22 protein-coding genes are annotated in these 24,827 nt (G+C 69.5%); 10 read left to right on the top strand and 12 right to left on the bottom strand.

Annotated features, from left to right (window positions below; translation table 11 throughout):
* Positions 1 to 16: 16 nt before the first annotated feature.
* Positions 17 to 223: a hypothetical protein gene (locus tag CQ047_RS11810; protein ID WP_105675463.1), complete on the top strand. Its 207-nt coding sequence runs from the start codon at positions 17 to 19 to the stop codon at positions 221 to 223.
* A gap of 128 nt (positions 224 to 351) precedes the next feature.
* Here CQ047_RS11810 and CQ047_RS11805 read toward each other — a convergent pair whose 3' ends face one another.
* From CQ047_RS11805 to CQ047_RS11790, 4 genes are all read right to left on the bottom strand, one after another.
* Entirely contained in the window at positions 352 to 1,107 is a 756-nt protein-coding gene (locus CQ047_RS11805) for an ABC transporter ATP-binding protein (RefSeq protein ID WP_105675462.1), read from the bottom strand.
* On the bottom strand, positions 1,104 to 2,135 hold the full coding sequence (locus tag CQ047_RS11800; RefSeq protein WP_219844617.1) for an iron chelate uptake ABC transporter family permease subunit: 1,032 nt from the start codon (positions 2,133 to 2,135) through the stop codon (positions 1,104 to 1,106). The genes CQ047_RS11805 and CQ047_RS11800 overlap by 4 nt, the downstream gene beginning before the upstream one ends.
* The gene (locus CQ047_RS11795) at positions 2,125 to 3,171 is read right to left on the bottom strand and encodes an ABC transporter permease (protein WP_105675460.1); all 1,047 of its coding nucleotides are present in this window, start codon (positions 3,169 to 3,171) and stop codon (positions 2,125 to 2,127) included. Before CQ047_RS11795 ends, CQ047_RS11800 begins: the two co-directional genes overlap by 11 nt.
* Positions 3,172 to 3,252: 81 nt before the next feature.
* Positions 3,253 to 4,254: an ABC transporter substrate-binding protein gene (locus tag CQ047_RS11790; RefSeq protein WP_105675458.1), complete on the bottom strand. Its 1,002-nt coding sequence runs from the start codon at positions 4,252 to 4,254 to the stop codon at positions 3,253 to 3,255.
* A gap of 101 nt (positions 4,255 to 4,355) precedes the next feature.
* On the opposite strand from CQ047_RS11790, the gene CQ047_RS11785 reads away from it, so the two are divergent.
* The 6 genes from CQ047_RS11785 to CQ047_RS11760 all read left to right on the top strand — a co-directional run bounded on the left by CQ047_RS11785 (position 4,356) and on the right by CQ047_RS11760 (position 12,743).
* A complete protein-coding gene (locus tag CQ047_RS11785; RefSeq protein ID WP_105675456.1) occupies positions 4,356 to 5,117 on the top strand; it encodes a siderophore-interacting protein in 762 nt (253 codons plus the stop codon).
* Between the two features lie 154 nt (positions 5,118 to 5,271).
* Positions 5,272 to 5,676, top strand: a complete 405-nt coding sequence (locus CQ047_RS11780; protein ID WP_105675454.1) for a VOC family protein — start codon at positions 5,272 to 5,274, stop codon at positions 5,674 to 5,676.
* A 267-nt stretch (positions 5,677 to 5,943) separates the two neighbouring features.
* Positions 5,944 to 7,113 carry an RtcB family protein gene (locus CQ047_RS11775; protein WP_105675452.1) on the top strand — a complete coding sequence of 390 codons (1,170 nt, stop codon included), beginning with the start codon at positions 5,944 to 5,946 and terminating at the stop codon, positions 7,111 to 7,113.
* Positions 7,114 to 7,283: 170 nt separating this feature from the next.
* Complete coding sequence (locus CQ047_RS11770; RefSeq protein WP_105675450.1) at positions 7,284 to 9,836, top strand: LuxR C-terminal-related transcriptional regulator; 2,553 nt, start codon at positions 7,284 to 7,286, stop codon at positions 9,834 to 9,836.
* Between the two features lie 198 nt (positions 9,837 to 10,034).
* Positions 10,035 to 12,227 carry a DUF11 domain-containing protein gene (locus CQ047_RS11765; protein WP_105675448.1) on the top strand — a complete coding sequence of 731 codons (2,193 nt, stop codon included), beginning with the start codon at positions 10,035 to 10,037 and terminating at the stop codon, positions 12,225 to 12,227.
* A gap of 117 nt (positions 12,228 to 12,344) precedes the next feature.
* The gene (locus CQ047_RS11760; protein ID WP_105675446.1) at positions 12,345 to 12,743 is read left to right on the top strand and encodes a VOC family protein; all 399 of its coding nucleotides are present in this window, start codon (positions 12,345 to 12,347) and stop codon (positions 12,741 to 12,743) included.
* 10 nt (positions 12,744 to 12,753) lie between these two features.
* On the opposite strand, the gene CQ047_RS11755 is transcribed toward CQ047_RS11760, so the two are convergent.
* Both CQ047_RS11755 and CQ047_RS11750 read right to left on the bottom strand, forming a co-directional pair.
* Positions 12,754 to 14,208, bottom strand: a complete 1,455-nt coding sequence (locus CQ047_RS11755) for an MFS transporter (protein ID WP_105675443.1) — start codon at positions 14,206 to 14,208, stop codon at positions 12,754 to 12,756.
* A gap of 82 nt (positions 14,209 to 14,290) precedes the next feature.
* Positions 14,291 to 15,634: a M20/M25/M40 family metallo-hydrolase gene (locus CQ047_RS11750; protein WP_105675535.1), complete on the bottom strand. Its 1,344-nt coding sequence runs from the start codon at positions 15,632 to 15,634 to the stop codon at positions 14,291 to 14,293.
* Positions 15,635 to 15,782: 148 nt separating this feature from the next.
* On the opposite strand from CQ047_RS11750, the gene CQ047_RS11745 reads away from it, so the two are divergent.
* From CQ047_RS11745 to CQ047_RS11735, 3 genes are all read left to right on the top strand, one after another.
* On the top strand, positions 15,783 to 16,103 hold the full coding sequence (locus CQ047_RS11745) for a hypothetical protein (RefSeq protein WP_223587067.1): 321 nt from the start codon (positions 15,783 to 15,785) through the stop codon (positions 16,101 to 16,103).
* Complete coding sequence (locus CQ047_RS11740; protein WP_105675439.1) at positions 16,100 to 16,498, top strand: DUF1801 domain-containing protein; 399 nt, start codon at positions 16,100 to 16,102, stop codon at positions 16,496 to 16,498. Before CQ047_RS11745 ends, CQ047_RS11740 begins: the two co-directional genes overlap by 4 nt.
* Before the next feature lie 91 nt (positions 16,499 to 16,589).
* Positions 16,590 to 17,000, top strand: a complete 411-nt coding sequence (locus CQ047_RS11735) for a VOC family protein (protein WP_105675437.1) — start codon at positions 16,590 to 16,592, stop codon at positions 16,998 to 17,000.
* Positions 17,001 to 17,057: 57 nt separating this feature from the next.
* Here the strand turns inward: CQ047_RS11735 and CQ047_RS11730 are convergent, their stop codons facing one another.
* The 6 genes from CQ047_RS11730 to CQ047_RS11705 are packed head-to-tail and all read right to left on the bottom strand — an operon-like array spanning position 17,058 to position 24,745.
* On the bottom strand, positions 17,058 to 18,569 hold the full coding sequence (locus CQ047_RS11730) for a CdaR family transcriptional regulator (RefSeq protein ID WP_105675435.1): 1,512 nt from the start codon (positions 18,567 to 18,569) through the stop codon (positions 17,058 to 17,060).
* The gene (locus CQ047_RS11725; RefSeq protein WP_105675433.1) at positions 18,566 to 19,594 is read right to left on the bottom strand and encodes a DUF917 family protein; all 1,029 of its coding nucleotides are present in this window, start codon (positions 19,592 to 19,594) and stop codon (positions 18,566 to 18,568) included. The genes CQ047_RS11730 and CQ047_RS11725 overlap by 4 nt, the downstream gene beginning before the upstream one ends.
* A 10-nt stretch (positions 19,595 to 19,604) precedes the next feature.
* Complete coding sequence (locus tag CQ047_RS11720) at positions 19,605 to 20,708, bottom strand: DUF917 domain-containing protein (protein ID WP_105675431.1); 1,104 nt, start codon at positions 20,706 to 20,708, stop codon at positions 19,605 to 19,607.
* The gene (locus CQ047_RS11715) at positions 20,705 to 21,826 is read right to left on the bottom strand and encodes a DUF917 domain-containing protein (RefSeq protein WP_105675429.1); all 1,122 of its coding nucleotides are present in this window, start codon (positions 21,824 to 21,826) and stop codon (positions 20,705 to 20,707) included. The genes CQ047_RS11720 and CQ047_RS11715 overlap by 4 nt, the downstream gene beginning before the upstream one ends.
* Position 21,827: 1 nt before the next feature.
* On the bottom strand, positions 21,828 to 23,375 hold the full coding sequence (locus CQ047_RS11710; protein ID WP_105675427.1) for a hydantoinase/oxoprolinase N-terminal domain-containing protein: 1,548 nt from the start codon (positions 23,373 to 23,375) through the stop codon (positions 21,828 to 21,830).
* Between the two features lie 38 nt (positions 23,376 to 23,413).
* A complete protein-coding gene (locus tag CQ047_RS11705; protein ID WP_105675425.1) occupies positions 23,414 to 24,745 on the bottom strand; it encodes a cytosine permease in 1,332 nt (443 codons plus the stop codon).
* Positions 24,746 to 24,827: the final 82 nt, after the last annotated feature.

Genomic DNA, 24,827 nt, shown 5'->3' with positions numbered 1-24,827 from the left:
CCCCTAGGCTGAGGGCATGAAGACGCCCCCGCGCACCGGCTTCCGCCTGCTCATCTCCGCCGGACTCCTGGTGATCGGCGTCGTCGTCGGACTCATCTTCGAGAACGTGTGGCTCGGAGTGCTGCTCGCGGTCATCGTGTGGTTCGGCTGGTTCCTCGGCTTCGAGTCCCGCCGCGGGCACAACGAGGGCGTGAACGACGAGGACCACGGCATCGAGCTCTGACCCGCCGCCGATCCCGCTCCCCGCGGCGCCGTCCCGCGCCGAGCGCACGGGAAGCCCGCCACGCGCACGGCTCCTCGACGACGGCATCCCGTGCACCCGGCGAGGTCACGGGAGATCGACGTCGGCCGTCAGTAGTAGACCGCAAGAGGGCCGGAGGGGCCCTCGACCACCCGCACGGGGGTGTCGAACACGCGGGTGAGCACCTCGTCGGTCATGATCTCCTCCGGGGTCCCGAACTCGACCACCGCGCCGTCCTTCATGGCGCAGATGTGGTCGGCGTAGTGGCCGGCGAAGTTGATGTCGTGCAGCACGATCACGATCGTTCGGCCCAGCTCCTCGGCGGCGCGGCGCAGGTGCTTCATCATCTGCACGGCGTGCTTCATGTCGAGGTTGTTCAGCGGCTCGTCGAGCAGCACGAACTCGGTGTCCTGCGCGAGGACCATGGCGACGTAGGCGCGCTGTCGCTGACCGCCGGAGAGCTCGTCGATGAACCGCTGTTCGAGCTCCGTGAGACCGAGGAAGTCGATCGCCTCGGTGATCTTGTCCTCGTCGAGCTGGGTGAGCCGCCCGCCGGAGTGCGGGTAGCGGCCGAAGCCCACGAGCTGGCGCACCGTGAGCCTGGTGACGAAGTGGTTCTCCTGTCGCAGGATCGACACGATCCTCGCCACCTGCTTCGACGGCGCCCGGTGCACGTCGAGACCGTCGATCTCGACGGTCCCCTCGTCCGGGGAGAGCAGCCGCCCCATCATGGTGAGCAGGGTGGACTTGCCCGCGCCGTTCGGGCCGATGAGGGCGACGATGCCGCCAGCAGGGAGATCGATCGAGACGGGGCCGATCTCGGTGTCGCTGCTGTAGCGCTGGACGAGGTCTCTGATGCGGATCACAGCCGCCCCTTTCGGAGGATGACGAGGAGGAAGAGGAGACCGCCGAGCAGCTCGACGATGATCGTGACCGCGTTGACGAGAGTGAACACATGCTTGAGCAGGAAGTAGGCGAGCCCGAGCGCGACGTAGCCGAGCAGCCACGCCATCGGCAGCAGGAGACGGTGGTCGTAGGTGTCGGCGATCGCGTAGGCCAGCGTGGCGACGAGGAAGCCGAGGAAGGTCATCGGCCCGAAGAGCGACGTGCTCATCGCCATCAGCACCGAGACCAGCGTGAGCATCAGCATCACCTGGCGCTTGTGGTTCAGCCCGAGGTTCGTGCTGATGTCCTTGCCCAGTGACAGCAGGTCCAGTCGCCGCGACAGCATCCAGATCGCCCCTCCGGCGATCGCGCACACCGGGATGACGAACCACAGGAAATCGGTGTTGGCGTTGGTGATGCTGCCGAAGAGGCGGGCGGCGAGAACGTCGAACTCGTTCGGCTCGAGCATCTGCTGCAGGAACGTGGAGAGGGCTCCCATCCCCGTGCCGAGGATGATGCCGATCAGCAGCATGACGTGCAGGTTGCCGAACCGCCCGGAGAGCAGCCACGAGTAGAGCAGCACGGCGAAGAGCACCATCAGCGCCGACTGCAGCAGGAACCGGGCGAACGGCGTGACGCCACTGAATCCCGCGACGCCGAAGAAGAACACGATCACCGTCTGGATGAGCACGTAGAGGGACTCGAAGCCCATGATCGACGGCGTGATGATGCGGTTGTTCGTCGCGGTCTGGAAGGCGATCGTCGCGCATGCCTGGCAGAAGGTGACGACCGCGATGACGACGACGGCCGAGACGCGCATGCCCGAGATGCGCAGCCACCTTTCGCTGAACAGCGCGTACGGGTTGTTCCAGCACAGCAGCAGGGCGGTGATGACGATCGCGCCGACGATCAGGCCGATCAGCACGAGCCGGTAGCGGAGGCGGTGCGCGGGGTCGGCGAAGGACCCGGAGCGCCGCACGGACGGACGGTTCACGAGGTCAGCGGACACCGGTCCTCCTCGTCCGAAGGAGCATGAGGATGAACACGATCGATCCGACGACTCCCAGCACCAGCGAGATCGGCACCTCGAAGGGCATGATGATCGTGCGTCCGATGAGGTCGCAGATGGTCACGATCCAGATTCCGGTGAGGAACACCCACGGCAGGTTCGAGCGCAGGTCGTCGCCGCGCACCATCGACACGAGGTTCGGCACGATCAGTCCCAGGAAGGGCAGAGCGCCGATGATGACCGTGACCACTCCCGTGGTCATCGCGACGAGACCGACGCCCAGGAGCACGACCCGCTCGTAGTGCAGGCCGACGTTCGTGGCGATGTCCTTCCCCAGGCCGGCGACCGTGAAGCGGTCGGCGGCGATCACGACCACGATCGCGACGAAGAGCACGATCCAGAGCGGCTCGTAGCGACCGATCTCGATCCCGGTGAACCGGCCCATGAACCACCCGCCGATCACCTGCAGCAGATTGAAGCGCAGCGCGAGGAACGTCGACACGGCGCTGATGACGGAGCCGAACATGATGCCGACGATCGGCACGATGAGCGACGACTTCAGCGTCACCCGCCGGAGGAACGCGAAGAACACGAGCGTCCCGGCGAAGGCGAAGACGATCGCGATCACCATCTTCGTGAAGACTCCGGATGCCGGCAGCACGATGTAGGTGACGAGCAGCCCCAACCCCGCCCACTCCGTGGTGCCGACCGTCGTCGGCTCGACGAAGCGGTTCTGCGTCATCAGCTGCATCACGAGACCCGCCATCGCCATGCTCGCCCCGGCGAGGACGAGGGAGGCGGTGCGCGGTATGCGGGTGATCCAGAGGAACTCCCGGCCATCGCCCTGCGCCGCGGTGATGTCGGCGACGCCGGTGAAGATCGACACCGTCACGAGGGCGAGCGTCAGGAGGACGGCGAGGAGCAGCGGCCACGTCCGGGACCAGCGGGAGCGGTCCCGTCGGGGTGACGCGGTGGCGGCGACGGCGTCGGTGTTCGTGATCCGTCGCGGCGCCGGCGCGGAGGGCGTCGAGGTCATGGGGTCTCCGGGGCAGTGGGGCGCGCCGCCGCCGCGTCCGGAATGCGGACGGGCAGCGGCGCGCGGGTCGGCGTCGGCGCGTCAGCTCGCGTCGAACATCTCCGTGAGCCCGTTCAGGACCGCGATGTAGGCGAAGACGTCCTCGGTGAGGTAGTAGTCCGCCGGCATCACCGTGATGGCCTCGTTCTTCACGGCCGGGACGTTGGAGAGGGCGGCGGAACCGGTGATCAGCTCGAGCGCGGGGACGACGGTCTGACCTTCCTCCGACACCGCGGCGTCGCGGTCGAGGACCAGGAGATAGTCGGCGTTCGCCTGGGCGAGCGCCTCGAGCGAGACGTTGTCGCCGGTGTGGTCCGACGACCCCGCGGCGTCGAGGGCGGGAGTGAGCCCGAGCAGGCTGAAGAAGATGCTCGCGCCGCGGCCGTCGGTGGGGTTGGAGTAGTTGATCTCGCCGCCGGAGGTGACCAGGCCCATGACCGTCTTCTCGGGGTCGTACGCGTCCTTCGCCTTCTCGATGGCGGTGTGGAGCTCCTCGACGAGCGCCTCGGCCTCGGCCTTCTTGTTGAAGACCTCCCCCATCAGGGTGACGCTCTCGACGACGAACTCGTCGGCCGTCTGCCCCTCCGGACCCGTCATGTCGATGAACGCCGCGTCGGGGGCGGCATCCTTCACGCCCTGGGCGTTCTCCTCGCCGCCGAAGCGGTAGCCGTTGACCACGACGTCGGGGTCGGCCGCGACGATCTGCTCGAAGTCGGGCTCGGTGTGAAGGCCGATGTTGAGGATCTCGGTCGAGTCCTTGAGCGGGTTCTTCGGGCTGAACAGGTCGAGCGGGGCGACGGAGACGGGGAGATCCCAGTCGGCGGCGAGCTGGAAGAAGCGGTTGTCGGTGATCGCGACGCTGTCGGCGCTCTCGATGGTCACCTCGTTGCCCGCGAGGTCGGTGACGGTCACCGGATAGTAGTCCTCCGCAGCCGCGGGCTTCTCGGTGTTCGGGGCCTCCGCCGACGGGGAGGCGCAGCCGGCGAGGGCGAGCAGAGTGACGAGCCCGAGGCTCGTGGCGGTGAGGATTCTGGGCATGGACATGGAGAGACTCCTGTTCTGCGGGGGTTTTCGCGCGAAGGGCGCCGGATCGGACGAAGTTAGGGTTGCCTATCCTCGCCTCGAATGTAGGTTAGCCTTACTTCATGAGCGATACGAAATCCGGCTTCTCCATCGAGCGTCGCGGCCTCGAGCTGCGCTTCCGCACCGTCACGCTGACCGCTCGGGAGTGGCTGGCCCCCGATTTCGTGCGCGTCCGCCTCTCCGGCAGCGACCTCGCCGGCTTCGACTCCCTCGGCTCCGACGACCACATGCGCCTGTTCTTCCCGGCGGGTCCCGTCGACACCGTCGAGGAGCTGCGTGCCTCCCCGAGCCGCGAGTACACGCCGCTCGCATGGGGTGAGGACTGGCTCGACGTCGAGTTCGCCGTGCACGGCGACGAGGGCGTGGCTGCGCCGTGGGCGGCCACCGCACCGCTCGGATCCTCGATCGGCGTCGGCGGTCCCCGCGGCTCCGCGGTCATCTCGGGACAGCCCGGCTCCTGGTTCCTCGCCGGCGATGAGACCGCCATCCCCGCCATCCGCCGCTTCGCCGCGTTGCTCCCCGCCGATGTGCCCGCGCGCATCGTCATCGAGACGGTGTCGGCGAGCCGCGAGGTCGAGATCGAGGCCCCGGTCGACGTCGAGTGGGTGCACCGCGGCGACGCCCCCTCCGGCTCCGCGCTCACGACCCTCATCGACGGGCTGACGGATGCCGTCGGCGCCGACCCGTTCGTCTTCATCGCCGCCGAGCAGTCCATCGTGAAGCCCGGTCGCGCGCTCCTCGAGCGCTGGGGCGTCGACACCGCGCACGCCGTGGTCAAGGGCTACTGGAAGCGCGGCGAGGCCGAGTACCACGCCCCGCACTGAGCTCACCCGCTCTCGCGGGAAGACTCTCACCCGCTCTCGTGGGAGAGCCCGGAGCATCGGATGCCGGTGCGGCGCGCCTCCCGGCGACACGCCGCGATGCGAGCGGATGCTCCGGGTTCTCCGGCAGAGCCCGACGATGCGCGACGATGGACGTATGGCACTCGTCGATCACCTGGGTATCACCGTCAACGACATCGCGCGCGGACGTGAGCAGTTCCATCCTGTGCTGACGGCGCTGGGCTACGAGCTCGGAGTCGAGGCCGAGGGCGGGTTCTCGTGGCACCACGGCGACGACACCGAGATCATCGTGTTCGCCCCGCGCGAGGCGGACTCCGGTCCTCACGTGCACGGCCGCGTCGGATGGCAGCACCTCGCCTTCGCCGTCGACTCCCGTGAGGACGTCGATCGACTGCATGCCGTCGCGGTGGATGCCGGGTGGACGGTCGTGCGCGAGCCGAAGATCTACGAGCGCTTCAGCGACACGTACTACGCCTCGTTCGTCGAGGAGGACAATGGCATCCGCATCGAGTTCATGCACAATCCGCCGCGGGACGCTTGACGCACGCAGCGGATCTCCCCTAATGTTGCAAAGCTGTGCCGACCGGCGCAGCACTCAGCCGAGGAGACGACGGATGACCGCCCTGCGGAAACTCCCCTTCACCGCGGTCGATGCCCTTCAGCAGAAGCGCAACGACCGCCACGAGTCGTACCCTCCGGCGCGCGCCGTGTAGCAGCATCCGCTGCTCTCATGCCCCGCACCGTCAGGTCCGGGGCATTTTTTCTGTGCCTCCCGACCTGTGGCTGACCATCACGAAGGAAAGGAATCATGGAGAGGCTCTCCGCACGGCTGCTGTCGTGGGCGTCGCTGATCGACGAGAAGACACTCGATCAGGCGAAGACCACGGCGCGCATGCCGTTCATCCACCCGCACCTGGCGCTCATGCCGGATGCGCACCTCGGCAAGGGGGCGACCGTCGGGTCGGTCATCCCGACCCTCGGCGCGATCATCCCGGCCGCCGTCGGCGTCGACATCGGCTGCGGGATGATCGCCGTCCGCACGCAGTTCACGAGGAGCGACCTCGACGGTCGCGACCTCGCCGAGCTGCGGGAGCAGATCGAGCGGGCCATCCCGCTCTCCGCCGGGCGCTACAACAACAAGGTCGTCGCCACGGCGCAGCCGAGGATCGACGAGCTCGAGGCGCTGGCGGAGAAGAGCGGATTCGATCCGGAGTCCTACGCAGGGAACTGGCGGCTGCAATTGGGCACGCTCGGCTCGGGCAACCACTTCATCGAGGTGTCGGTCGACGAGCTCGACCGGGTGTGGCTGTTCCTGCACTCGGGTTCGCGGGGAGTCGGCAACCGGATCGCCGGCCACCACATCGCCGTCGCGCAGCGGCTGGCGAAGCAGTGGTGGATCGACCTTCCCGACCCCGACCTCGCCTACCTGGTCGAGGGCACGCCCGAGTTCACGCGGTACATCAGGGAGCTCCGGTGGGCGCAGCACTTCGCTCTGCTCAACCGGGAGGAGATGATGGACAGGGTGGTCCGGCAGGTGTCGGAGTTCCTCGGGACGACGGTGGACGAGCAGGAGCGGATCAACTGCCACCACAACTTCACCGAGTCGGAGAAGCACTTCGGAAAGCAGGTGTGGGTCTCCCGGAAGGGAGCGATCCAGGCGGATGCCGGACGGCCGGGGCTCATCCCCGGCTCGATGGGGACCGCGTCCTACGTGGTCGAGGGCCTCGGCAACCCGCTGTCGTTGAACTCGTCTCCGCACGGTGCAGGGCGGGAGTACTCCCGGTCGGCCGCGCGGCGGACGTTCACCCACGACCAGCTGCGGGAGGCCATGGTCGGGATCGAGTTCCGGGACACGGATGCCTTCATCGATGAGATCCCGCAGGCGTACAAGCCGATCGACACGGTGATGGCGGATGCCGCCGATCTGGTGACGATCCGGCACACGCTCAGGCAGCTCGTCAACGTGAAGGGCGACTGAGCACAGAGGTGGGCGGTGGCGATGCCATCGCGCACCTCTGCGTCTTCGGGGCCGAGCAGCATACTGCGCGGTCACGGGAGCGGTGATTACACTGACGTCCGAACCAGGAGATGCCCTCATGCCACGACCCGAACTCCGCCCGCCGCTCATCGGCGCCGAACGGAGCAGCGATGTTCGTCAGGACTGACGATCTCGCCTCGGCGCTGAGGCTGATCACCGCGGGTTCCTGCGTCAGCATCGTGGGGCCGGATGGCAGCGGACGCTCGATGCTGCTGCGCGAGATCGCCGGACACCTGGAGCAGCGCGGCTATCCGACCATCCGGATCCTCGGCATCGAGTCGCTTCGCGGACGCCCCTTCGACGCACTGGATCTCGCCGGCGAGACGCCGACGGGATCGTCACCGCTCCAGGCCAGACAGCTGGTCGCCGCGTTGGCCGAACGCGCGGCGGGGACGCGCGCAGTGCTCCTCGTCGACGACGCCCCGTTCGTCGACGAGGAATCGTGGGGAGTCATCGCCGCCGTGCACGCACGCACGGGCGCCACGATCGTCACGACATCGGCGGCGCCCCGAGACGGAGCCGCGAAGAGACTGCATGCGATCGTGAGCCAGGCCGCGGAGCTCCGCCTGCGTCCGCTGACCTTCGAGGCCGTCTCCGATCTCGTCCACGAGCAGCTCGGGAACGCCGTCGACACCGGCCTGGTCGGACGCGTGTACACCCGATCCGCCGGCATCCCCAGCCTGGCCGTGGCGATGATCACGGCGGCGCGCGCGTTCGGCCACATCGCGCTCGAGGACGGCACCTGGACCACGATCGGCGAGCTCTGGCACGATTCGATGTCCGGAGCGGTCGAGCACCTCCTCGCCCACCTGGACGCCGACGACCTCGAAGCGATCGAGACGCTCGCGCTCGCGGGCGTCCTGGACATCGACACCGCAGAGGAGCTCGTCGGCCGTCACGCCATCGAGTCGCTCGAATCGGCGAGCCTGCTGCTGAGCATCGAGCCGTTCGGACGTCTGTCGGTCGCCGTGACTCCCCCGCTCGTCGCCGACTACTTCCAGAACCGCCCGACCTCGGTGCGGCGCACCCGCATCCTGCGAAGGATCCAGGAGCGCTTCGGCCCCGCAGAGGACGCCGCCGCGCGCATCGAGCTCCTCCCCGGAAGCGCCGCGGACGCCTCGCTCGAACCGGATGCCGCGGAGATGGCCCTGGTGCGGCTCATCCGCGATCGGCACGCGGCGCAGCTCTCGGCACGACGGCGCGCGTGGGAGCGCGACCCGAGCGTGGAGACGGCCACGAACTACCTGTTCACGCTCTTCGACGGGAAGCACGACTCCTCGGTGGCGCTCCAGGTGTTCGAACGCACGCCCACCAGCATCGGGGACGGCGGAGCGCGGGCGATGTTCCGCATCCTCCAGGCGCGGTGGCATGCGCTCGCTGCGGGCGAGACGGCATCCGCACTCGACATCCTCGAGGCCGCCGCCGCCGACCAGCCCCGCTACGAGACGATGCTGGAGGTCTGGGCGACCCACCTGAAGATCGTCGGCGACGGCGCGACGCGCGCGCAGATCGACCGCCTCGCGACGTTGTCAGGACGGGATGCCACCACCGACGACTCGATCAGGTCCGTCCTCTCGACGGCGCTGCTTCTTCGAGGTCGCGCCGAATCGGCGCACGAGCTCCTCACGGACGCGGACGACACCTCCACGAAGCTCGGACGCGTGCTCACCCTGCTGCACGGATGGTCCCTGCTGGGTCGGGGCGATGTGGCCGAGGCGCACGACTGGGCGGTCACCCACATCGAGCAGAGCCGGGTCGAGCTCGACCTCGAGAATCTGCGAGGGCACACCTATCTCGCCGCGGTCTCGGGGATCACCCTCGGGCGGTTCCGCGCCGCCGAGATCCATCTCGGCAGGTTCCTCGCCCTGGGAGAGCCGGGCCTGGGCCAGGAGGGCAGCCAGATGGGAGCGCTCGCGCTGGCGGCGATGCTCGCGGCCAGGTCGGGGCGGATCAGCACGGCGACATCGCTCGCTGCGCAGGCCACTGCCACCGGGGTGACGATCGGCCCCTGGCCCGGCATGGTGGCGGCGCTGCCCGACATCACCTTCCAGCTCCTCGCGGGCGATGCCGAGGGTGCGGAACGGGAGATCCGCGCGCAGATGAGCGCGCTCGAGAGGCGCGGCTACCTCCTCGCGGCCGGGATGCTGCGCGTGCTGACCTGGGGCCTCGGCGTGCAGGCGCCGCCCGCGGCGAGCGCCGACGACGACGCCATCCGCGTCGAGGGCGCCCTCGTCGCTCCGATCCTCGATGTGCGCGCGGCCGTCGCACGCGAGGACCATACGGAGCTCGCGCGCCTGGGCGCGTGGTTCGAGGAGCAGAAGCGCCTCGAACACGCGGCGACGTCGTACGAGCTGGGTCGCGACATCGCGATGCGGCACGGTGACGACGTGGCGGCGGCACAGCTGTCCGATGCGCTCGCCGACCTGCGGGGTCGACGCGATCCCCTCGATTCCGTGTCGACGGCGGGGCGTTCGAGCACGCAGGCGCAGCTGTCGAACCGCGAGCGCGAAGTCGCCCGTCTCGCCGCGCACGGCCAGTCCAATCACGAGATCGCAGAGCACCTGCACATCAGCACCCGCACCGTGGAGAGCCACCTGCTCAAGGCGTTCCGCAAGCTGCGCATCTCCGGTCGCGCGGAGCTCTCCGCGTTCTCCTGGCTCTGAGCCACGGCGACAGACGCCGCGCTCCCGCTGCGCATCACCGGGTTCGACGTGTGACGTACCCGGTCGCGCATCACGCCTACTGAGTTCCGCTCCCCCACTACGGATCTCGACCCGCACGCGGCACCGCGCGTCCGCACCCTTGAGAGGTTGCCCCGCGCACCGGAGGCACTCCGACCCACTCTCAGAGAGGACTGCCTCATGGCACGTTCAGCCCGCAGATCGACACACGCGGCCCCACCCGGCCTCCGTTCACGACGAGGAAGGACCGCCGGTCTCGCGGCGGCCGCCCTCGCCATCGGCGCCGTGGCGATTCCCGGCGGAGTCGCCTCGCCCGCGCCGGCTTTCGCCGCGGATGCGATCGACTGCTCCGCCATCTACGCCATGAACTCGACCAACGGCAGCGGCAGCACGCTGTGGAGCATCGACACGGCCACGGGAGCGCAGACCGAAGTGGGCGAGATCGCCGCGGGGGCCGATGCCCGCTCGACGTTCAACGCCCTCGGCGTGCACGTCACCCCCGAGCATCCGGGCGGACTCGCCTATGTGATGCGTTCCGACCACTGGACGACGAACAAGGGCGCGATGGAGACCTACGATTTCGCGACCGGAACGACCACGAGTGTCGATGTCGTCGATCTGCCCACCGGCTGGACGAGCACCCAGACGCACGGCGCAACGGACCCGAAGACCTCACGGTACTTCCATGGCTCGACGAACGGCGGCTCCCTGAACCTGGATGCACGCGCGCTCGACTCCGGTGCCCGCGAAGGCCGAGTCCGGATCACGTTTCCGTCCACCATTCCAGGAACGAACGGCGACATGGCCTTCGATCACGGGGGAAACCTCTACGTCGTCATGAGTGACGCGAAGGAAGCGGCGATCTACGTGGTGGACGCCCGAGACATCATCCTCGGGCAGGGGAACCCCGCCCCGGCAGTGCGCTCCAAGCTGATCCAGCGCTTCACCGTCGCAGACCCGGGGAATCTCGGCATCAACGGGGCCGCCTTCGACCGCGACGGCTTCCTCGTCGTGAGCACTGAGCTCGAGCTGCTGCGGATCGACCCGATGTCGGGAGAGGTCACGAGCACGGTGACCTTCTCGGAGCCCGGCGTCGTCGACCTGGCATCCTGCACCGCCCCGAGCCACCTCACGCTCGAGAAGGACTTCCCCGAGGGCCGGGAATCCGACGATGACACCGACCAGGTGCGCCTCGCGGCATCCGGCAGCGGTCTCGGCGACATCGCCACGCAGACGACCGGCACTGCGCGGGGCGTGCAGCGCGAGCGAGTGCTCGTCCCGGTGCTCCCCGGCTCCGTCGTCACGATCGAGGAGAGCGGCACCGGCACCGATCCGGAGCGCTACCGATCGTCGTGGATCTGCCTGGATGGCGCCAGCGGCGATCGGATCGCGGGCGGCCGAGGCACTCGTGCCGACGTCACGATTCCCGAGGGCCGTCCCGACGGCGTGGGCGTGCGCTGCACGTTCACGAACACGCCGCGCGTCGAGGCGGAGATCCTCCTGACGAAGTCGGCGGACGTCTCGCAGGCCCAGGTCGGCGACCGTGTCACGTACTCGTTCGAGGTCACCAACTCCGGCACCAGCCCGCTGAGCGATGTGACCGTCGACGAGACCGCGTTCACCGGCGCCGGCACGCTCTCGCCGGTGGAGTGTCCCTCGCGACCGCTCGCTCTCGACCCCGACGAGACCGTGACATGCACCGCGACCTACGTGCTGCAGCAGGATGACGTCGACAGGGGCTCCGTCGAGAACACCGCGACCGCATCGGGCATGACGCTCACCGGAACCCCGGTGACCTCGCTCCCGTCTTCGGCGGTGATCACCTCGGAGCAGGCCCCCGGGCTCGCCATCGTGAAGTCGACGGATGCCGCGTGGTTCTGGAGCGGCAGCACGATCGACTACACCTTCCTCGTCACCAACACCGGAACCGTGACGCTCACGGACGTCCGGGTCGACGAGACGGAGTTCAGCGGCACCGGATCGGTGTCCGCGGTGGAGTGCCCGCCCGAAGCGGCATCCCTCCGGCCAGGGCAGTCGATCACCTGCACCGCGAGCTACACGACGCAGGACGCAGATCTCGCACTCGACACGATCGACAACACGGCGGTCTCTGCGGGGACCGCGCCGGGCGGCGAGCCGGTCGAGTCGGCGCCGTCGAGCGCGACCACACCGCGCGGTGACGGGGACTCGGGCAAGACCGGGCAGCCGACGCCCCCTGCCGAGAAGGGTGAGAACTCCGGCCCCGGCGGCCTCGCCGACACCGGACTGGACCTGGTCGGGCCGCTCGTGGCCGGAGGCGCGGCTCTCGCGCTGCTGGCTCTCGGGATCGCTCTGGTCCGCGCCCGTCGTCACGCCGGCAGCCACGACGGCTGAGCCGCGAACAGAGACCGCCCCGGGGCTCGACACCCCACCTCTCCCCTCGTCGAGCCCCGGGGTTCTCGCGATCCCGCACGACGACCGGATGTCGGGGGCATCCGACAGACTGTCCTCATGGCCTCCTTCGATCACCTCGGCATCACCGTCGACGACGTGCCCGCCGCATCCGCCCAGTTCCATCCGGTCTTCGAGGCCCTCGGCTACACGAGGGCGCACGACGCCGACGACCTGGCGTACTGGCGCAAGACCGACGAGCCCGAGATCCTGCTGTACCCGGCGCGCGACAACGCCACGGGTCCGCACGAGCACGGCCGCATCGGCTGGCAGCACCTCGCCTACGCCGTCGACTCCCGCGAAGAGGTCGACCGTCTGCACGACATCGCGCTGGCCGCGGGCTGGACCCCCGTGCGCGGGCCCAAGGAGTATCCGCGCTTCAGCTCGCGCTACTACGCGTCGTTCGTGGAGGATGCCAACGGCATCCGCCTGGAGTTCATGTACAACCCGCGCGACTGAAACGGGGCGCTCACACCGCGGGCGCGGCCTCGGCCTCGACCGCCCGGTCGGTGAACGCCTCCTTCGGCACGAAGACCAGGAGCACGGCGGCGGCGAGGGCCGTCACGCCGCACACCACCCAGACCGTGACGTAGCCCGCGAAGGATCCGGCCGTCCCCTCCGACGCGGCGCCGACGGCGCCGTGCAGCAGGGCGATGCCGAACACGCACGACGCGATCGCCCCGCCGACCGTCTTCACCGAGTTGGTGAGCCCGGTGGCGACGCCCGTCTGCGAGGCCGGCGCGGCCGACGCCGCCGCGGCGGGAAGGGCCGCGACGAGCGCTCCCGACCCCAGCCCGACGACGACCATGTTGGTGATGACCTGCGCATAGGAGTCGTGGAAGGGCAGGAACAGCAGGAATCCGATGCCGACCAGCACCGAGGCCCCCATCAGGGTGAGTCGCGGCGTCACGAGGCGAGCGATCACCGGGAAGAGGAGCGCTCCGCCGATCATCGCGACCAGGTAGACCCCGATGATGAGCGACGTCGCGAACCCGGTCGTCCCGAGTCCGTATCCGTACACCGAAGGGTCGGTGCGGGCGAAGGTCGACAGCGGCGCCTGCGCACCCAGCACGCTGACGCCGAACAGCCCCGCGGTGAGGAACACCGGGCCGAGCGCCGGGGAGCGGAACATCCGCACGTCGATCAGCGGGTCGCCGCAGCGCAGCTCCCACAGTGCGAACGGGATCACGAGCAGGATGCCGAGCGCGACGACCGCCCATGACCAGGGGTTCGCGAGTCCACCGTCGAGACGCAGGAGGCTGAGCCCGCCCGTGAAGCAGATCAGCGCGAGGGAGATCAGCACGAGGCCGACCGTGTCGAAGACGCCCCCGGTGGGCTCGGGCGACTCCTTCACCCCGAACAGGACGACGAAGAAGCAGACGATGATGAGGAGCGCGGGGATCAGCAGCACGACGGTCAGCGGCAGCACGTCGATGAGCGCACCGCCGACGAGCGCACCGATGATGGCCCCGCCCTCGAGTGCGGCGACGAGGAGTCCCGCGGCCTTCGCGGTGATGGACGAGCGTCCCTCCATGCGGCGGGAACGAGACCAGATCAGCGCGATCTCCAGGGGCAGCCAGACGACGTAGAACCCCATGAGCGCCCACCCGACGAGGAACACCGCGAACGAGTCCGTGAACGGGAGCACGAGCGCGGCCGCACCGGTGAGAGCCGTCGAGATGAGCAGCATCCGCTTGTGCCCGACCATGTCGCCGAGCTTCGCGAAGGCCGGGACGACGAGTGCCGAGAGCATGAGTTGCGTGCCCTCGAGCCAGTTGACGTCGGCGTCGTGGATGCCGAGGTGGCGTGCGATGTCGCTGAGCATGGGCGTGTAGTACCCCTGCAGCACACCGCTGGTGAACTCGACGAAGGCGAGGAAGCCGACGACCGTCGCGAGGGTGCCGAGGGTCCGGGTGCGCGTCATCGCGGCTCCTGTTCAGGCGTCTGATCTCCGCTCCTGCCGGTTCCCGAGCGGAACACGGACGCGAGCAGAAGGGCGGGTGAGATCACCCTAGCCGTTCGATGAGGGCACGGTGGAACCGCTCCCCGCGTTCGAGCGCGGCGATCTCGACGTTCTCGTCGACGCCGTGGATCGACGCCCGCTGCGCGTTCGACATGTCGAGCGGCGCGAAGCGGTACACGGCCGGGGAGAAGCGGTGGAAATGACGCGAATCGGTCGCCGCCATCATCACGTACGGCACCGCGGCGACGCCCGGATACGACGCGGCCAGGGCATCGGAGAGGAGGGCGAACTGCTCGTTGTCGGTCGGCGATTCGGGCGAGGGCTCGCTGGCCTCGACGACGGCGACCTTCACGAGAGGGTCGGCGATGCGGCGACGCACACGCAGCACCGCCTGCTGCGTCGTCTCGCCCAGCGCGATGCGCAGGTTGATCGTCGCGGACGCCTGCGACGGCAGCACGTTCGCCGCGGTGCCGCCGGACTGCATCGTCGGAGCGACCGTGGTGCGGACGAGTGCGGCGGGTTCTCCACCCAGGGCGGCGAAGAGCTGGGCCGTGAGCACCGGTGCTCCCCCGAGGAGCCGAAGCAGATGCCGGGCGGGGCCGGGGGTCTGGTCGGCGAGCTGGGACAGCATCCGTCCGATCGCCCGGGATGCGCGAGGACGGAAGGTCCGCGGGCCGAGCCGGTCGACGGCCCTCGCGATGCGGCGGACGGCGGTGAGCGCCGGGGGCGCGGAGGCGTGCCCGCCCTCGCCGCGCGCCGTGAGGGTCAGGGTCATCACGCCCTTCTCGCCGACGCCGATCATCGCGGCCCGCCCAGGGACGAAGGGCAGCGGAGCCGCCACGACCGCACCGCCTTCGTCTACGACGAGCCAGGGCACGATCCCTCGTTCACGGAGCACCCGCGCGATCTCCTCGGCCGCGTGCCCGTAGGTCTCCTCGTTGCCGCCGAAGCTGAGGTAGACGTCGCGCGCGGGCGTGAAATCCGAGGCGAGCAGGTTCTCGACGGCCTCGAGCACCACGATCAGCGGCCCCTTGTCGTCGAGCGCCCCTCGCCCGTACACGATGCCGCCGTCGATCACACCGGCGAAGGGCGGATGGGTCCAGGCATCGCTCTCGTCGACGGGGACGACGTCGTAGTGCGCCATCAGCACGAGAGGTCCGTCGGAGGTCTCGCCCCTCCCCTTCCAGTGGAACAGGAGTCCGAAGTCGGTGTGCCGCTCGAGAGTCAGCCGCTCGTGGACGAGCGGATACTGCGTGGCGATGAGGGAGACGAACGCCTCGAACGGCTCCCTCCCCCGCTGGTCGAGCTCGGCCGACACCGTCGGCAGCTGGATCATCTGCGAGAGGCGTTCGGCGATGCCGGGGCGTGCGTCTGTCACGAGGGCCATCGTATCCCCGGGGTGGATGTCGGTCACGGCCGATGCGCACTCATCCTCCACACCCGCTTGTGAGGGAAAAGTTCTCCACCGTCCGCGTGTTCACCCGCCGAGCATTGGCAGGTTGAAGACCACCGACCAGAATGGGAGCGTGATCAGCATGACCGAACCGCAGACGTGGACGATGATCGGGGCGTTCATCGCCCTGATGTTCGGCATGCTGACGGTCGTGTCGACGCTGTTCGTGCGCGTCCTGCGCGCAGAGGTCGGCGGACTGCGCACCGAGATGGTCGTGCGGTTCGAGTCGGTGGATCGGCGGTTCGAGGCGATGGACGCGAAGTTCGAGGCGAAGTTCGATGCCGTCGACGCCCGCCTCGACTCGGTGAACAACCGCATCGACTCCATGAACACCCGCATCGACGCTCTCGACCGTGACGTACAGGCGCTCGTGAAGCGCACCTTCGGGCTGGATCGCGAATGACCCGCGCGGCGGAAATCGACGCCTACCACGCGCGGCAGGCCCCGAGCGACCGGGAGATCTGCGAGCTGCTCGCGCGCGAGATCGAACAGGGGCTCCCCGAGGCCGTGAGCAAGGTGTGGCACGCGCATCCCGTCTGGTTCCTCGACGGCAACCCGATCGTCGGGTACAGCCGCCTGAAGGATGCCGTTCGGCTGATGTTCTGGTCGGGTCAGTCGTTCGACGTCGACGGCCTCGCTCCGTCCGGCACCTTCCAGGCTGCCGAGGTGCGCTTCACCGACGTCACCGAGATCGACACGGCGGCGCTCGCGGGCTGGCTGGCGGCGTCTCGCGAGGTCCAGTGGGACTACGAGCACATCCGCACGAACCGCGGTCTCGTCAAGCGCACCTCGTTCTGACTGATCCTCTTGCGAGACGCCCGGAGACGGGCGCAGACTGAGCGTGCACATCGGGGCCGGCCGAGTCGAACACCTCACTCTGGGAGAAACAATGGCGAATCTCAACCCCTATCTCTCCTTCCGCGACAACGCGCGCGAGGCGATGGAGTTCTACCAGGTCGTGCTGGGCGGTGATCTCGACGTCAACGTCTTCGCGGAGTTCCCCGACATGCTTCAGGATCCGAGCGAGAAGGACCTCGTGATGCACGCGCAGCTGACCACGCCAGACGGTCTCGTGCTCATGGCGTCGGACACGCCGAGCGCAATGCCCTACGTCACCCCGCAGGGCTTCTCCGTCTCGCTGAGCGGAACGTCGGCCGACGCGACGCGGGCGGTCTGGGACGGACTCGCCGACGGCGCCACGATCACGATGCCGCTCGACGTCGCACCGTGGGGCGGCCTGTTCGGAATGCTGGTCGACCGCTTCGGCGTCAACTGGATGCTCAACGGCGACCCCGCGTAGAGCGGTCCGGTCGGCCGTGCCTTTCCGACGATCCGCATCCCCTGCGATCCGCGCAGTTCAGCGCGGCTGCACCGCACGACATGCGAGATGCAGTGCCAGGCGCGCCTCGGGATCAGCCATGTCGATCCCGAGGAGCTCCTGGACACGGCGGATGCGCACGGCGACGGTGTTGCGATGCAGCCCGAGCGCCGCGGCCGTCGCGGCGATGCCCGATTCGTTGTCCAGGTACGCCGACAGCGTCGAGAGGAGTTCGCCGCCGCCTTCCTGCAGCGGAGCGAGCAGGGACTGAGCGGCCGGCACGAAGGTGTCCGTGCCCGTCCAGGCGAGAAGGAGCTGGTCCAGGCCGAGACTGTCGACGCGCACGAACCATCCGGTCGCCGACCGCGCCGCGGCGATGCGCGCCGCATCGGCTGCCTCGTCCAACGTCGCCGCGAGACCTTCCGGGCCGCTCTGCAATGAGCCCACCCCGGTCGCGATCGTGAAGTCGCGGAGGGCCGCGGCATGCAGCTCGCGCAGGGCCGCGACGGCGCGCTCGACCCGCTCGGGGCTCGGCGCGTCGGCGAAGGTCAGCCACCCGCCGATGCCGCGGCCCGTCGTGGTGGCGTGGGCTTCGGCATCGACCGCGGCCAGGTCGGAGCTGATCGATCGCAACAGGGAGAACGGATCGAGCCTGCCTCTGGCGACCATGCGGAATCCGAGATGGTGTCCGGACGTTCGCCATCCCCGCTCCGCCATGCGACGGGCGACCTCGATGTCGGCCGCCCCGCGGATGTCGACGAAGTCGCGCAGGAGCCCGGAGGACACGGCGACGTCGTTGACGGCCGCGACCTCGTCGATGAGGAGTCGCGCCGCGACGGCCGGCATGGCCACCTCGGCGGCGACGGACAGCGCGAGCAGCTGCGCGTCGCTGAGCCCGTGACCGAACAGGACCAGACGAAGACCGCTGCGCCCCGGGCTGTCGACGCGCACCGACGCCGCCGCGAACGCCGTCGTGCGCGTGCGATCGATCCAGGAGTCGTAGCCGATGGCGGCGAGGAGCCCCTCATCGAGGTGATCTCCGGCCTCGTGGATCACGGTGCCCGCCTCGACGAGCGCGACACCGAGTCCGAGGTTCGCCGAGATGTGCCGCAGGAGGTCGGCCAGATCGTCGGCCGAGTACTCGAAGGACTGCGCCACCTTGCGCACCTGGCTCAGCGTGAGCGCGTCGCGAGCCTCGATGAGCATCCAGCACGCCTTCGCGAGCTGCACCGGACGCACGACGTCGAGCAGGGTGAGTCCGAGCCGATCGGCGAGACGCAGGGCGCCGGCATCCATCCCGGACGCTCCGGGAAGAGCGAGCCCGGTGAAGCCGCGGTCGCGCACGCGGCGCAGCAACGCGTCCTGCTGCCAGGTCGTGGCGGGCGCCGCAGAGGTCAGCACGGCGAGACGTCCGTCGCCGTGCTCCCGCAGGTCGGCCTCTCCCGCCTCGACGGAGACCGCTGACCACGATGCATCGGAGGGGCCCGCGACCAGGCGAAGGCCGCCGTTCTCGGCGTGCGCCAGGAGGGCGCTCAGCAGCAGCTCGTTCATGCGGCATCCAGCCCGAGGAGACCGTATGCCGAGGGGAGCACACGCGCGAGTCGTTCCGGGCGTTCCCGCCACCAGCCCGGCGCGGGGATGCCGAGCACCGCGACGGTGCGGGCGAGGCCGAGATCGGTCACCTCGAGGATCTCCCGCGACACCGCATCGAGGATCACGATGATCGTCGGCGCCGAGGCGATCAGCCGCCCGTCGGCGAGAACGGCGAGGGTCTCGGAGTGCGTGACGACCCTGTGCACGACGCCGCCGAGCCCGGAGATCTCCACCGCGTTCGCGTGAGGATCCATCGGAGACGGCGCCGCGGAGACGATCCGGCCCTCCGCGAGCAGCTCGCCGCCGAGCGCCTCCGCGAGGATGGGCAGCGGTGCGCGCCCGAACTCCAGGAATGCGCGCCCGAGACCGAGCGCGTATGCGAGGTGCCCCCCGATCGCGTGCTCGCGGAGATCGCCGACCGTGAAACCGCCGAGCACGGCGCAGCCCACGCCGCCGGCCTGGATGATCGCCGAGCGCACCACCCTCTCCGCGTCGATCGGGCGCCTCGCCTCGACCAGGGCCACACCGTCGGCCCCTGTCTCGCACGCGAAGACCAGCCCCGGCACGTGATCGACGAACAGCGACATCTGATCGAGCCCTGGCACGGCACGCCCCGTGCAATCGGCGTCGACGACGACGTGGGTCCCGGCGAGAGTGAGCGGGGCGAGCCCGTTCATACCGCCGCCCTCGAGCGAGCAGACTGCGGGCACGGGATGGCCGAGCCACCGCTCGACCGCCGAGAGGAGCGGGAGGAAGGGATCGGCTCCCGGCATCCGCTCCCCCAGCAGCATGGTCGATCCGACGAAGGCGACGCCGAGGCACGGGGTGGCCGGGTCCAGGTCGGATGCCGCCGCGATGCGCATCGGCCACTCCGGAGAGCTGCCGAGCATGAGTTCGAGCATCGTGGTGGACCCGCCGCCGCCGGATCCGAGGAGCGCATAGCCGCGGGCGAGCGCGGTGAGGTCGTCGCGCGCCAGCTCCATGCGCTCCAGCCTAGGACGCCGCGAGAGTCTCGACCGGGACGAAGCCCTCGGTCAAGCCGAAGGCGGGCGGCCCGAACGCGGCGAGCGCCTCCGGAGTGCGCATCATGTCGGGCGTCGATATCCCGAGCACTCGCACGCGCTGCCCGTAGCGGAGCCCTTCGGTGGTGATCGGCTCCGCGGTCTCGTGATCGACGACGCAGATGAGATCGGGCACGATCGCGACGACGGCCCCGCCCCTGCGCGCGATGAGGTTCTCGTTCTGGAAGGAGATCTCGAAGGGCGGCTCATCCGCGTCGCCGAGCGGGGCGATGATCGCTCTGCCCTTCGCGAAGCCCTCTGTGGTGCGCCGCTCGACGTCGACGACCTTGCCCACGCAGAGCTCGCGCACATGCGGATAGAGGGTGGGTGCGAGTGTGTCGGCGATCGCCTCGAACGGAGAACGGTGCTCCTCCCGTGCCAGACGGATCGCGCGGCCGAGCGCGAGCGCCATCGAGATCGTGCGCGGCACGGCGGTGCGCCGCACGTCGGCGCCGGTCATCGCGTACTCGGCGATGTGCCCGACGCCGCCGAGGCGGATCGTGATGCCGCGTGCCAGCCACTCCATCTGCCGGTCGTCGGCGCCGGTGTCGATGACGACCCGCTCCCCGCGCTCCCCCGCGAGGGCGAGCGGCGAGCCGTGCACGCCGTAGACCGCGAAGGTCTCCATCGACAGCTCGGGGAACGCGCGCCCCATGCCGTCGGCGTCCACGACGGGGAGTCCGGTCTCCGCCGCGACGACCAGAGGGATCATCGAGTTGATCCCTCCGCACTCGATCGGCATCGTGGCATCGGCCGTGCGTCCGAGGTGCTCTTCGAGGGTGCGCAGCGCGAGGGTCGGCTCGGTGCCGGCGGGGATCTTCTCGACCATCACGGTGGGCGCGCCCATCTGCGCCGTGGGGATCACGAACAGGTCGTCGGCGAGCTCGTCCGGATCGAGGATCGTGATGCTGCCGTCGCCGAGGACGCGTTCCACGAGCATCTTGCCGATGTACGGATCGCCTCCGCCTCCCGTGCCCAGCAGCGTCGCGCCGCGCGCGAGGTCGGGAAGATCGGCCGCCGTGAGCTGCCAGCTCATCTGGCCTCGCTCCTCACGCCGGGCGCATCGCCTGCGACCGCGCCCGTCGACACGGCGCCGTCGAATCGGTGGGCGGCGATGTCGTAGCCGAAGTACCCCGGGCCGACCATCGCGAGCGCCTCCGCCGAATGCCAGCGCTCGTCTGCCGGCGCCGCGATCACACGGACGCGCTGTCCGTAGCGCAGCCCTTCGGTGGTGATGGGCTCACCCGACTCGCCGTCGAGAATCATGATGAGGTCGGGTGTGGTGGCGAGCACGGCGCCGTCGCTCTCGGCGACCAGGTGCTCGTTCTGGAACCGCAGCGTCAGGGACGATCCGCCCTCGGCGTCGATGCGCGCGCTGCCACGAGCGAAGCCGGTGGTGGTCGCACGCTGCACGTCGACGACCTTGCCGTCGAAGAGCTCGCGACCCCCGAGCAGGTCGACCACCGCCGACACCGGGTCGGACTTCTCGTCGCGGGCGCGGGCGATCCGCTCTCCGATGGCGATGCAGCGGGAGAGCGAGCCGCCGACGAGCGACTCCCTGGCCGCTGCGCCCGTCATCGAGAATCCGGAGATCATGACGGAGCAGCCCATCTCGACGCACGCGACGCGGGCGATGCGCTCCGTCCAGGAGTTGTCCACCGTCTGCAGCACGCCGGTGTTGCCCTTTTCGTCGCTGAACGCGAGGGGCGAGGCGGTCACCCCGTAGAGGGTCGGCAGCACCATCTGGAGTTCGGGGAAGGCGCGCCCCATGCCGTCGGCGTCCACGAGGGGGAGGCCGAGGGCGGCGGCCGCCGCGATCGGGATGGTGGAGTTCACTCCCCCGACCTCGGCGCACGCGATGTGCGTGACCGGTCGGCCGAGGTGGATGCCGAGGGCCTTCACGGGCTCGATGACCTCGTCGAGGCTGGGGAGCTTCTCGACCATCACGGTCGGCGCGCCCATCATGGCGACGAACAGGACGAGTGCGTCGTCGGGCACCTCGTCGAGACCGACGACGGTGACCTCGCCGCCGGCGGCGAGCGCCTGACGGGCGAGCAGCGCGCCGATGTACGGGTCGCCGCCACCGCCGGTGCCGAGCACGGCGGCGCCACGGGCGAGACCCTCGATGTGGGCGGGGGTGATCGACCAGCTCATGTCAGGCCCCCATGTCGAGATCGCCGACCGCCTTCACGCGGATGCGTGTGGCGTTGCCGGGGAGGTACGGGATCGGCACCTCGTCGAAGTCGATGATCGCGACCGTCGAGGGCTTCGCGCCCGCGGCGATCGCCTTGTCCACGGCCTCCGCGCGCACCTCGGCGAGCGTCTCGTCCCTACGGCCGGGTTCGATCGCGTAGACCTTGTCGATCTCGCCGCCCACCTGGGCGATCGAGGCGCCGATGGCGTTCGCGACAGCGTAGTTCTCCGGGCGATGCACCGTGCCGAACAGCGGCAGCTCATCCGGCAGGAGGATCGATCCGCCGCCCACCGCGACCACGGCGATCGGCTCCGGTGAGGTGCGCATGCGGTCGACCGCCTCGGAGACGCGCTCGGCGATGCGATCGAGCACCCGCGCGACGAAGGCGGGGTCGAGGTGGGCGACCTTCGACGGGTCGCCGACGGATGCGCGTCCGGCCGCCACGGCGATGTCGGTCGCGGTGAGCGTCGATCCCCCGAACACGAGCGCTTCCGTCGTGAGCCGATAGCCGACCGAGGCCGGACCGACCTCCGCGGTCTCCTCGTCGACGATGCTGCCGCCGCCGATGCCGAGCGACAGCACATCCGGCATCCGGAAGTTGGTGCGGATGCCGGCGACCTTGACTTCGTTGGCGGTCTCTCGCGGGAAGCCGTTGATGAGGAGTCCGATGTCGGCGGTGGTGCCGCCCACGTCGATCACGGCGCAGTCGTCGAGCCCGCTCGTCGCCGCCGCTCCGCGCATCGAGTTCGTCGGACCCGACGCGAAGGTCGCGACGGGGTAGCGACGCACGTACTCCTCGTCCATCAGCGTGCCGTCGTTCTGGCTGAGGAAGATCGGCGCCTCGATGCCCTGAGCGCGCACGGCGGAGGTGAGCCCGTCGACGATCTCCGACGCGAGCTCGCGGAGCGCGGCGTTGATGATGGTCGCGTTCTCGCGCTCGAGCAGGCCGATGCGGCCGATCTCGTGGGACAGCGAGATGGCGGCATCCGGCCCGAGCACCGACGACACGATCTCCGCAGCCTGCGCTTCGAGGTCGTGGTTGACCGGGCTGAAGACCGACGAGATCGCCACAGAGCGGATGCCGTGGGTCTTCATGTCCTCCGCGTGCGCGCGGATCTCGTCGGGATCGAGCGGCGAGATCGGGCGGCCGTCGAACTCGTAGCCGCCGTGCGCGAGGTAGCTGCGCGCCTGCGTCGCCGCGACCAGCGCCTCCGGCCAGTCGATCAGCGGAGGCAGCGCCCGCGTCGCCGGCAGTCCGAGCCGGAGGGCGGCGACCGGCGCCAGCCTGCTCGCCTGCACGAGCGCGTTGATGAAGTGCGTGGTGCCGATCATCACGGCCTCGATGTCGGAGCCCTCGAAGGCGTGCCCTGCCCGCAGGTCCTCGATCGCCTGGACGATGCCGCTCGTGACGTCGGGGGTCGTGGAGTGCTTCACCCCCGCGAGCGTGCGGGTCCGGTCCATGAGGACTGCGTCGGTGTTGGTGCCGCCGACGTCGATGCCGATGTGCATGATTCTCGCTTCCGTGTGGTGGGTGTCGAGTGGACGGGTCAGGCCGTGGCCTCGACCGGAGAGGACTGGCGTGTCGTCGCCACGCCCACGCCGCGCACCCAGCCGAGCTTGCCCGCGATCACGTAGAGCGCCATCGACAGGAACAGGCTGATGAGCGACGGGATGCCCCAGGTGACGAAGTAGCCGACGAGCGCCGACACCAGCCACACCACGATGGTCGCGGGGACGATCCGGGGAGCGGTGGCGGGGAGCGTTCCCTCGTCGCGGGTGGCGTCGAGGTCGGGTCGCCAGCGCCGCACGATGTAGTACTCGGCGACCATGATCCCGGCGATGGGCGGGAAGGCGACGCTCAGCACGATGAGGAACTCGGTGAACTGCCCGAGGATGCCGACCGCGGCCAGCACCGAGCCGACGACGCCGAGGACGATCGTCGTGGTCACGCGGTGCAGGTTGCGCCCGAACGCGGTGGAGATGAAGTTCACCAGGCCCAGGGTCGAGGAGTACAGGTTCCAGTCGTTGATCTTCAGGGTGCCGGTGAGGACGATGAACAGGCCGATGAAGCCGACCGAGGAGGTCACGATCGCCACGATGTCTCCGGTGCCCGCCGCGTGGGCGAGCAGCACGCCGGCGAGGCCGATCACGAACTCGCCGAGGGAGACGCCGAGCACGGTCTGCTTCACGACGTCTGCGCGGGAGCGGTTGAAGCGGGTCATGTCTCCGGTGATGATCGCCCCGACGATCAGACCGCCGGCCACGATCCCGGTGCCCGCCCACACGCTCATGGCGGGGCCGGGCGCGGGTCCGGTGAGCAGCTCGCCGATGTCGTGACGGCTCAGTTCGGAGATGACCGACCAGCCGACGAGGATCAGGAACAGCGGCACGGTGATGTTCGCCAGCCACTGCATCCCGACGAAACCGAAGGCCACGATCGCCGTGACGACGAGTCCGAAGATGAGGCTCCACGCCCACACCGGCAGGGCACCGGGCATGAGGGCGTCGAGCGACTGCGCCGAGATCGCGGACTGGATGCCGAACCAGCCGATGAGGCTGATGCCGATGGCGAGGCCGACGAGGGAGGCGCCGATCTCGCCGAAACCGGTCCACCGCGCCAGAAGAGCGGTGTTGAGTCCCTCGCGCTGGCCGATGAAGCCGACCACGCACATGATCACCTCGAGGATGAGGGAGCCGAGGAGGAAGGCGAGGACGGCCTCGCCGAAGGTCATGCCGTAGCCGAGGGTCGCTCCGAGGAGGAACTGCGAGAGGGCCGAGACCTGACCGAACCGCTGTACGGCGATTCCGAACCAGGGCTTGCGGGCCTCGGGAGTCACTCGGGAGAGCGCGAAGTCATCTGCGTGCGCCGTGCGTGCCATGAGGATCCTTCGAGAGGAGGGACGGGTTTTGTCGGCCACAGTAGCGACGCGACAAGACCTCGCGACATGTGCATTGCGCACG

The organism is Microbacterium sp. MYb72 (genome assembly GCF_002979415.1).
Lineage (GTDB): Bacteria > Actinomycetota > Actinomycetes > Actinomycetales > Microbacteriaceae > Microbacterium > Microbacterium natoriense.
The sequence above is the reverse complement of the archived record's forward strand: the minus strand, read 5'-3'. Positions and strand labels throughout refer to the sequence as shown.

Coding starts and splice junctions, on each gene's coding strand:
- CQ047_RS11810 (WP_105675463.1), top strand. CDS start 17: ATGAAGACGCCCCCGCGCACCGGCTTCCGCCTGCTCATCTCCGCCGGA.
- CQ047_RS11795 (WP_105675460.1), bottom strand. CDS start 3,171: ATGACCTCGACGCCCTCCGCGCCGGCGCCGCGACGGATCACGAACACC.
- CQ047_RS11790 (WP_105675458.1), bottom strand. CDS start 4,254: ATGTCCATGCCCAGAATCCTCACCGCCACGAGCCTCGGGCTCGTCACT.
- CQ047_RS11785 (WP_105675456.1), top strand. CDS start 4,356: ATGAGCGATACGAAATCCGGCTTCTCCATCGAGCGTCGCGGCCTCGAG.
- CQ047_RS11780 (WP_105675454.1), top strand. CDS start 5,272: ATGGCACTCGTCGATCACCTGGGTATCACCGTCAACGACATCGCGCGC.
- CQ047_RS11775 (WP_105675452.1), top strand. CDS start 5,944: ATGGAGAGGCTCTCCGCACGGCTGCTGTCGTGGGCGTCGCTGATCGAC.
- CQ047_RS11770 (WP_105675450.1), top strand. CDS start 7,284: ATGTTCGTCAGGACTGACGATCTCGCCTCGGCGCTGAGGCTGATCACC.
- CQ047_RS11765 (WP_105675448.1), top strand. CDS start 10,035: ATGGCACGTTCAGCCCGCAGATCGACACACGCGGCCCCACCCGGCCTC.
- CQ047_RS11760 (WP_105675446.1), top strand. CDS start 12,345: ATGGCCTCCTTCGATCACCTCGGCATCACCGTCGACGACGTGCCCGCC.
- CQ047_RS11755 (WP_105675443.1), bottom strand. CDS start 14,208: ATGACGCGCACCCGGACCCTCGGCACCCTCGCGACGGTCGTCGGCTTC.
- CQ047_RS11750 (WP_105675535.1), bottom strand. CDS start 15,634: ATGGCCCTCGTGACAGACGCACGCCCCGGCATCGCCGAACGCCTCTCG.
- CQ047_RS11745 (WP_223587067.1), top strand. CDS start 15,783: ATGACCGAACCGCAGACGTGGACGATGATCGGGGCGTTCATCGCCCTG.
- CQ047_RS11740 (WP_105675439.1), top strand. CDS start 16,100: ATGACCCGCGCGGCGGAAATCGACGCCTACCACGCGCGGCAGGCCCCG.
- CQ047_RS11735 (WP_105675437.1), top strand. CDS start 16,590: ATGGCGAATCTCAACCCCTATCTCTCCTTCCGCGACAACGCGCGCGAG.
- CQ047_RS11730 (WP_105675435.1), bottom strand. CDS start 18,569: ATGAACGAGCTGCTGCTGAGCGCCCTCCTGGCGCACGCCGAGAACGGC.
- CQ047_RS11725 (WP_105675433.1), bottom strand. CDS start 19,594: ATGGAGCTGGCGCGCGACGACCTCACCGCGCTCGCCCGCGGCTATGCG.
- CQ047_RS11720 (WP_105675431.1), bottom strand. CDS start 20,708: ATGAGCTGGCAGCTCACGGCGGCCGATCTTCCCGACCTCGCGCGCGGC.
- CQ047_RS11715 (WP_105675429.1), bottom strand. CDS start 21,826: ATGAGCTGGTCGATCACCCCCGCCCACATCGAGGGTCTCGCCCGTGGC.
- CQ047_RS11710 (WP_105675427.1), bottom strand. CDS start 23,375: ATGCACATCGGCATCGACGTCGGCGGCACCAACACCGACGCAGTCCTC.
- CQ047_RS11705 (WP_105675425.1), bottom strand. CDS start 24,745: ATGGCACGCACGGCGCACGCAGATGACTTCGCGCTCTCCCGAGTGACT.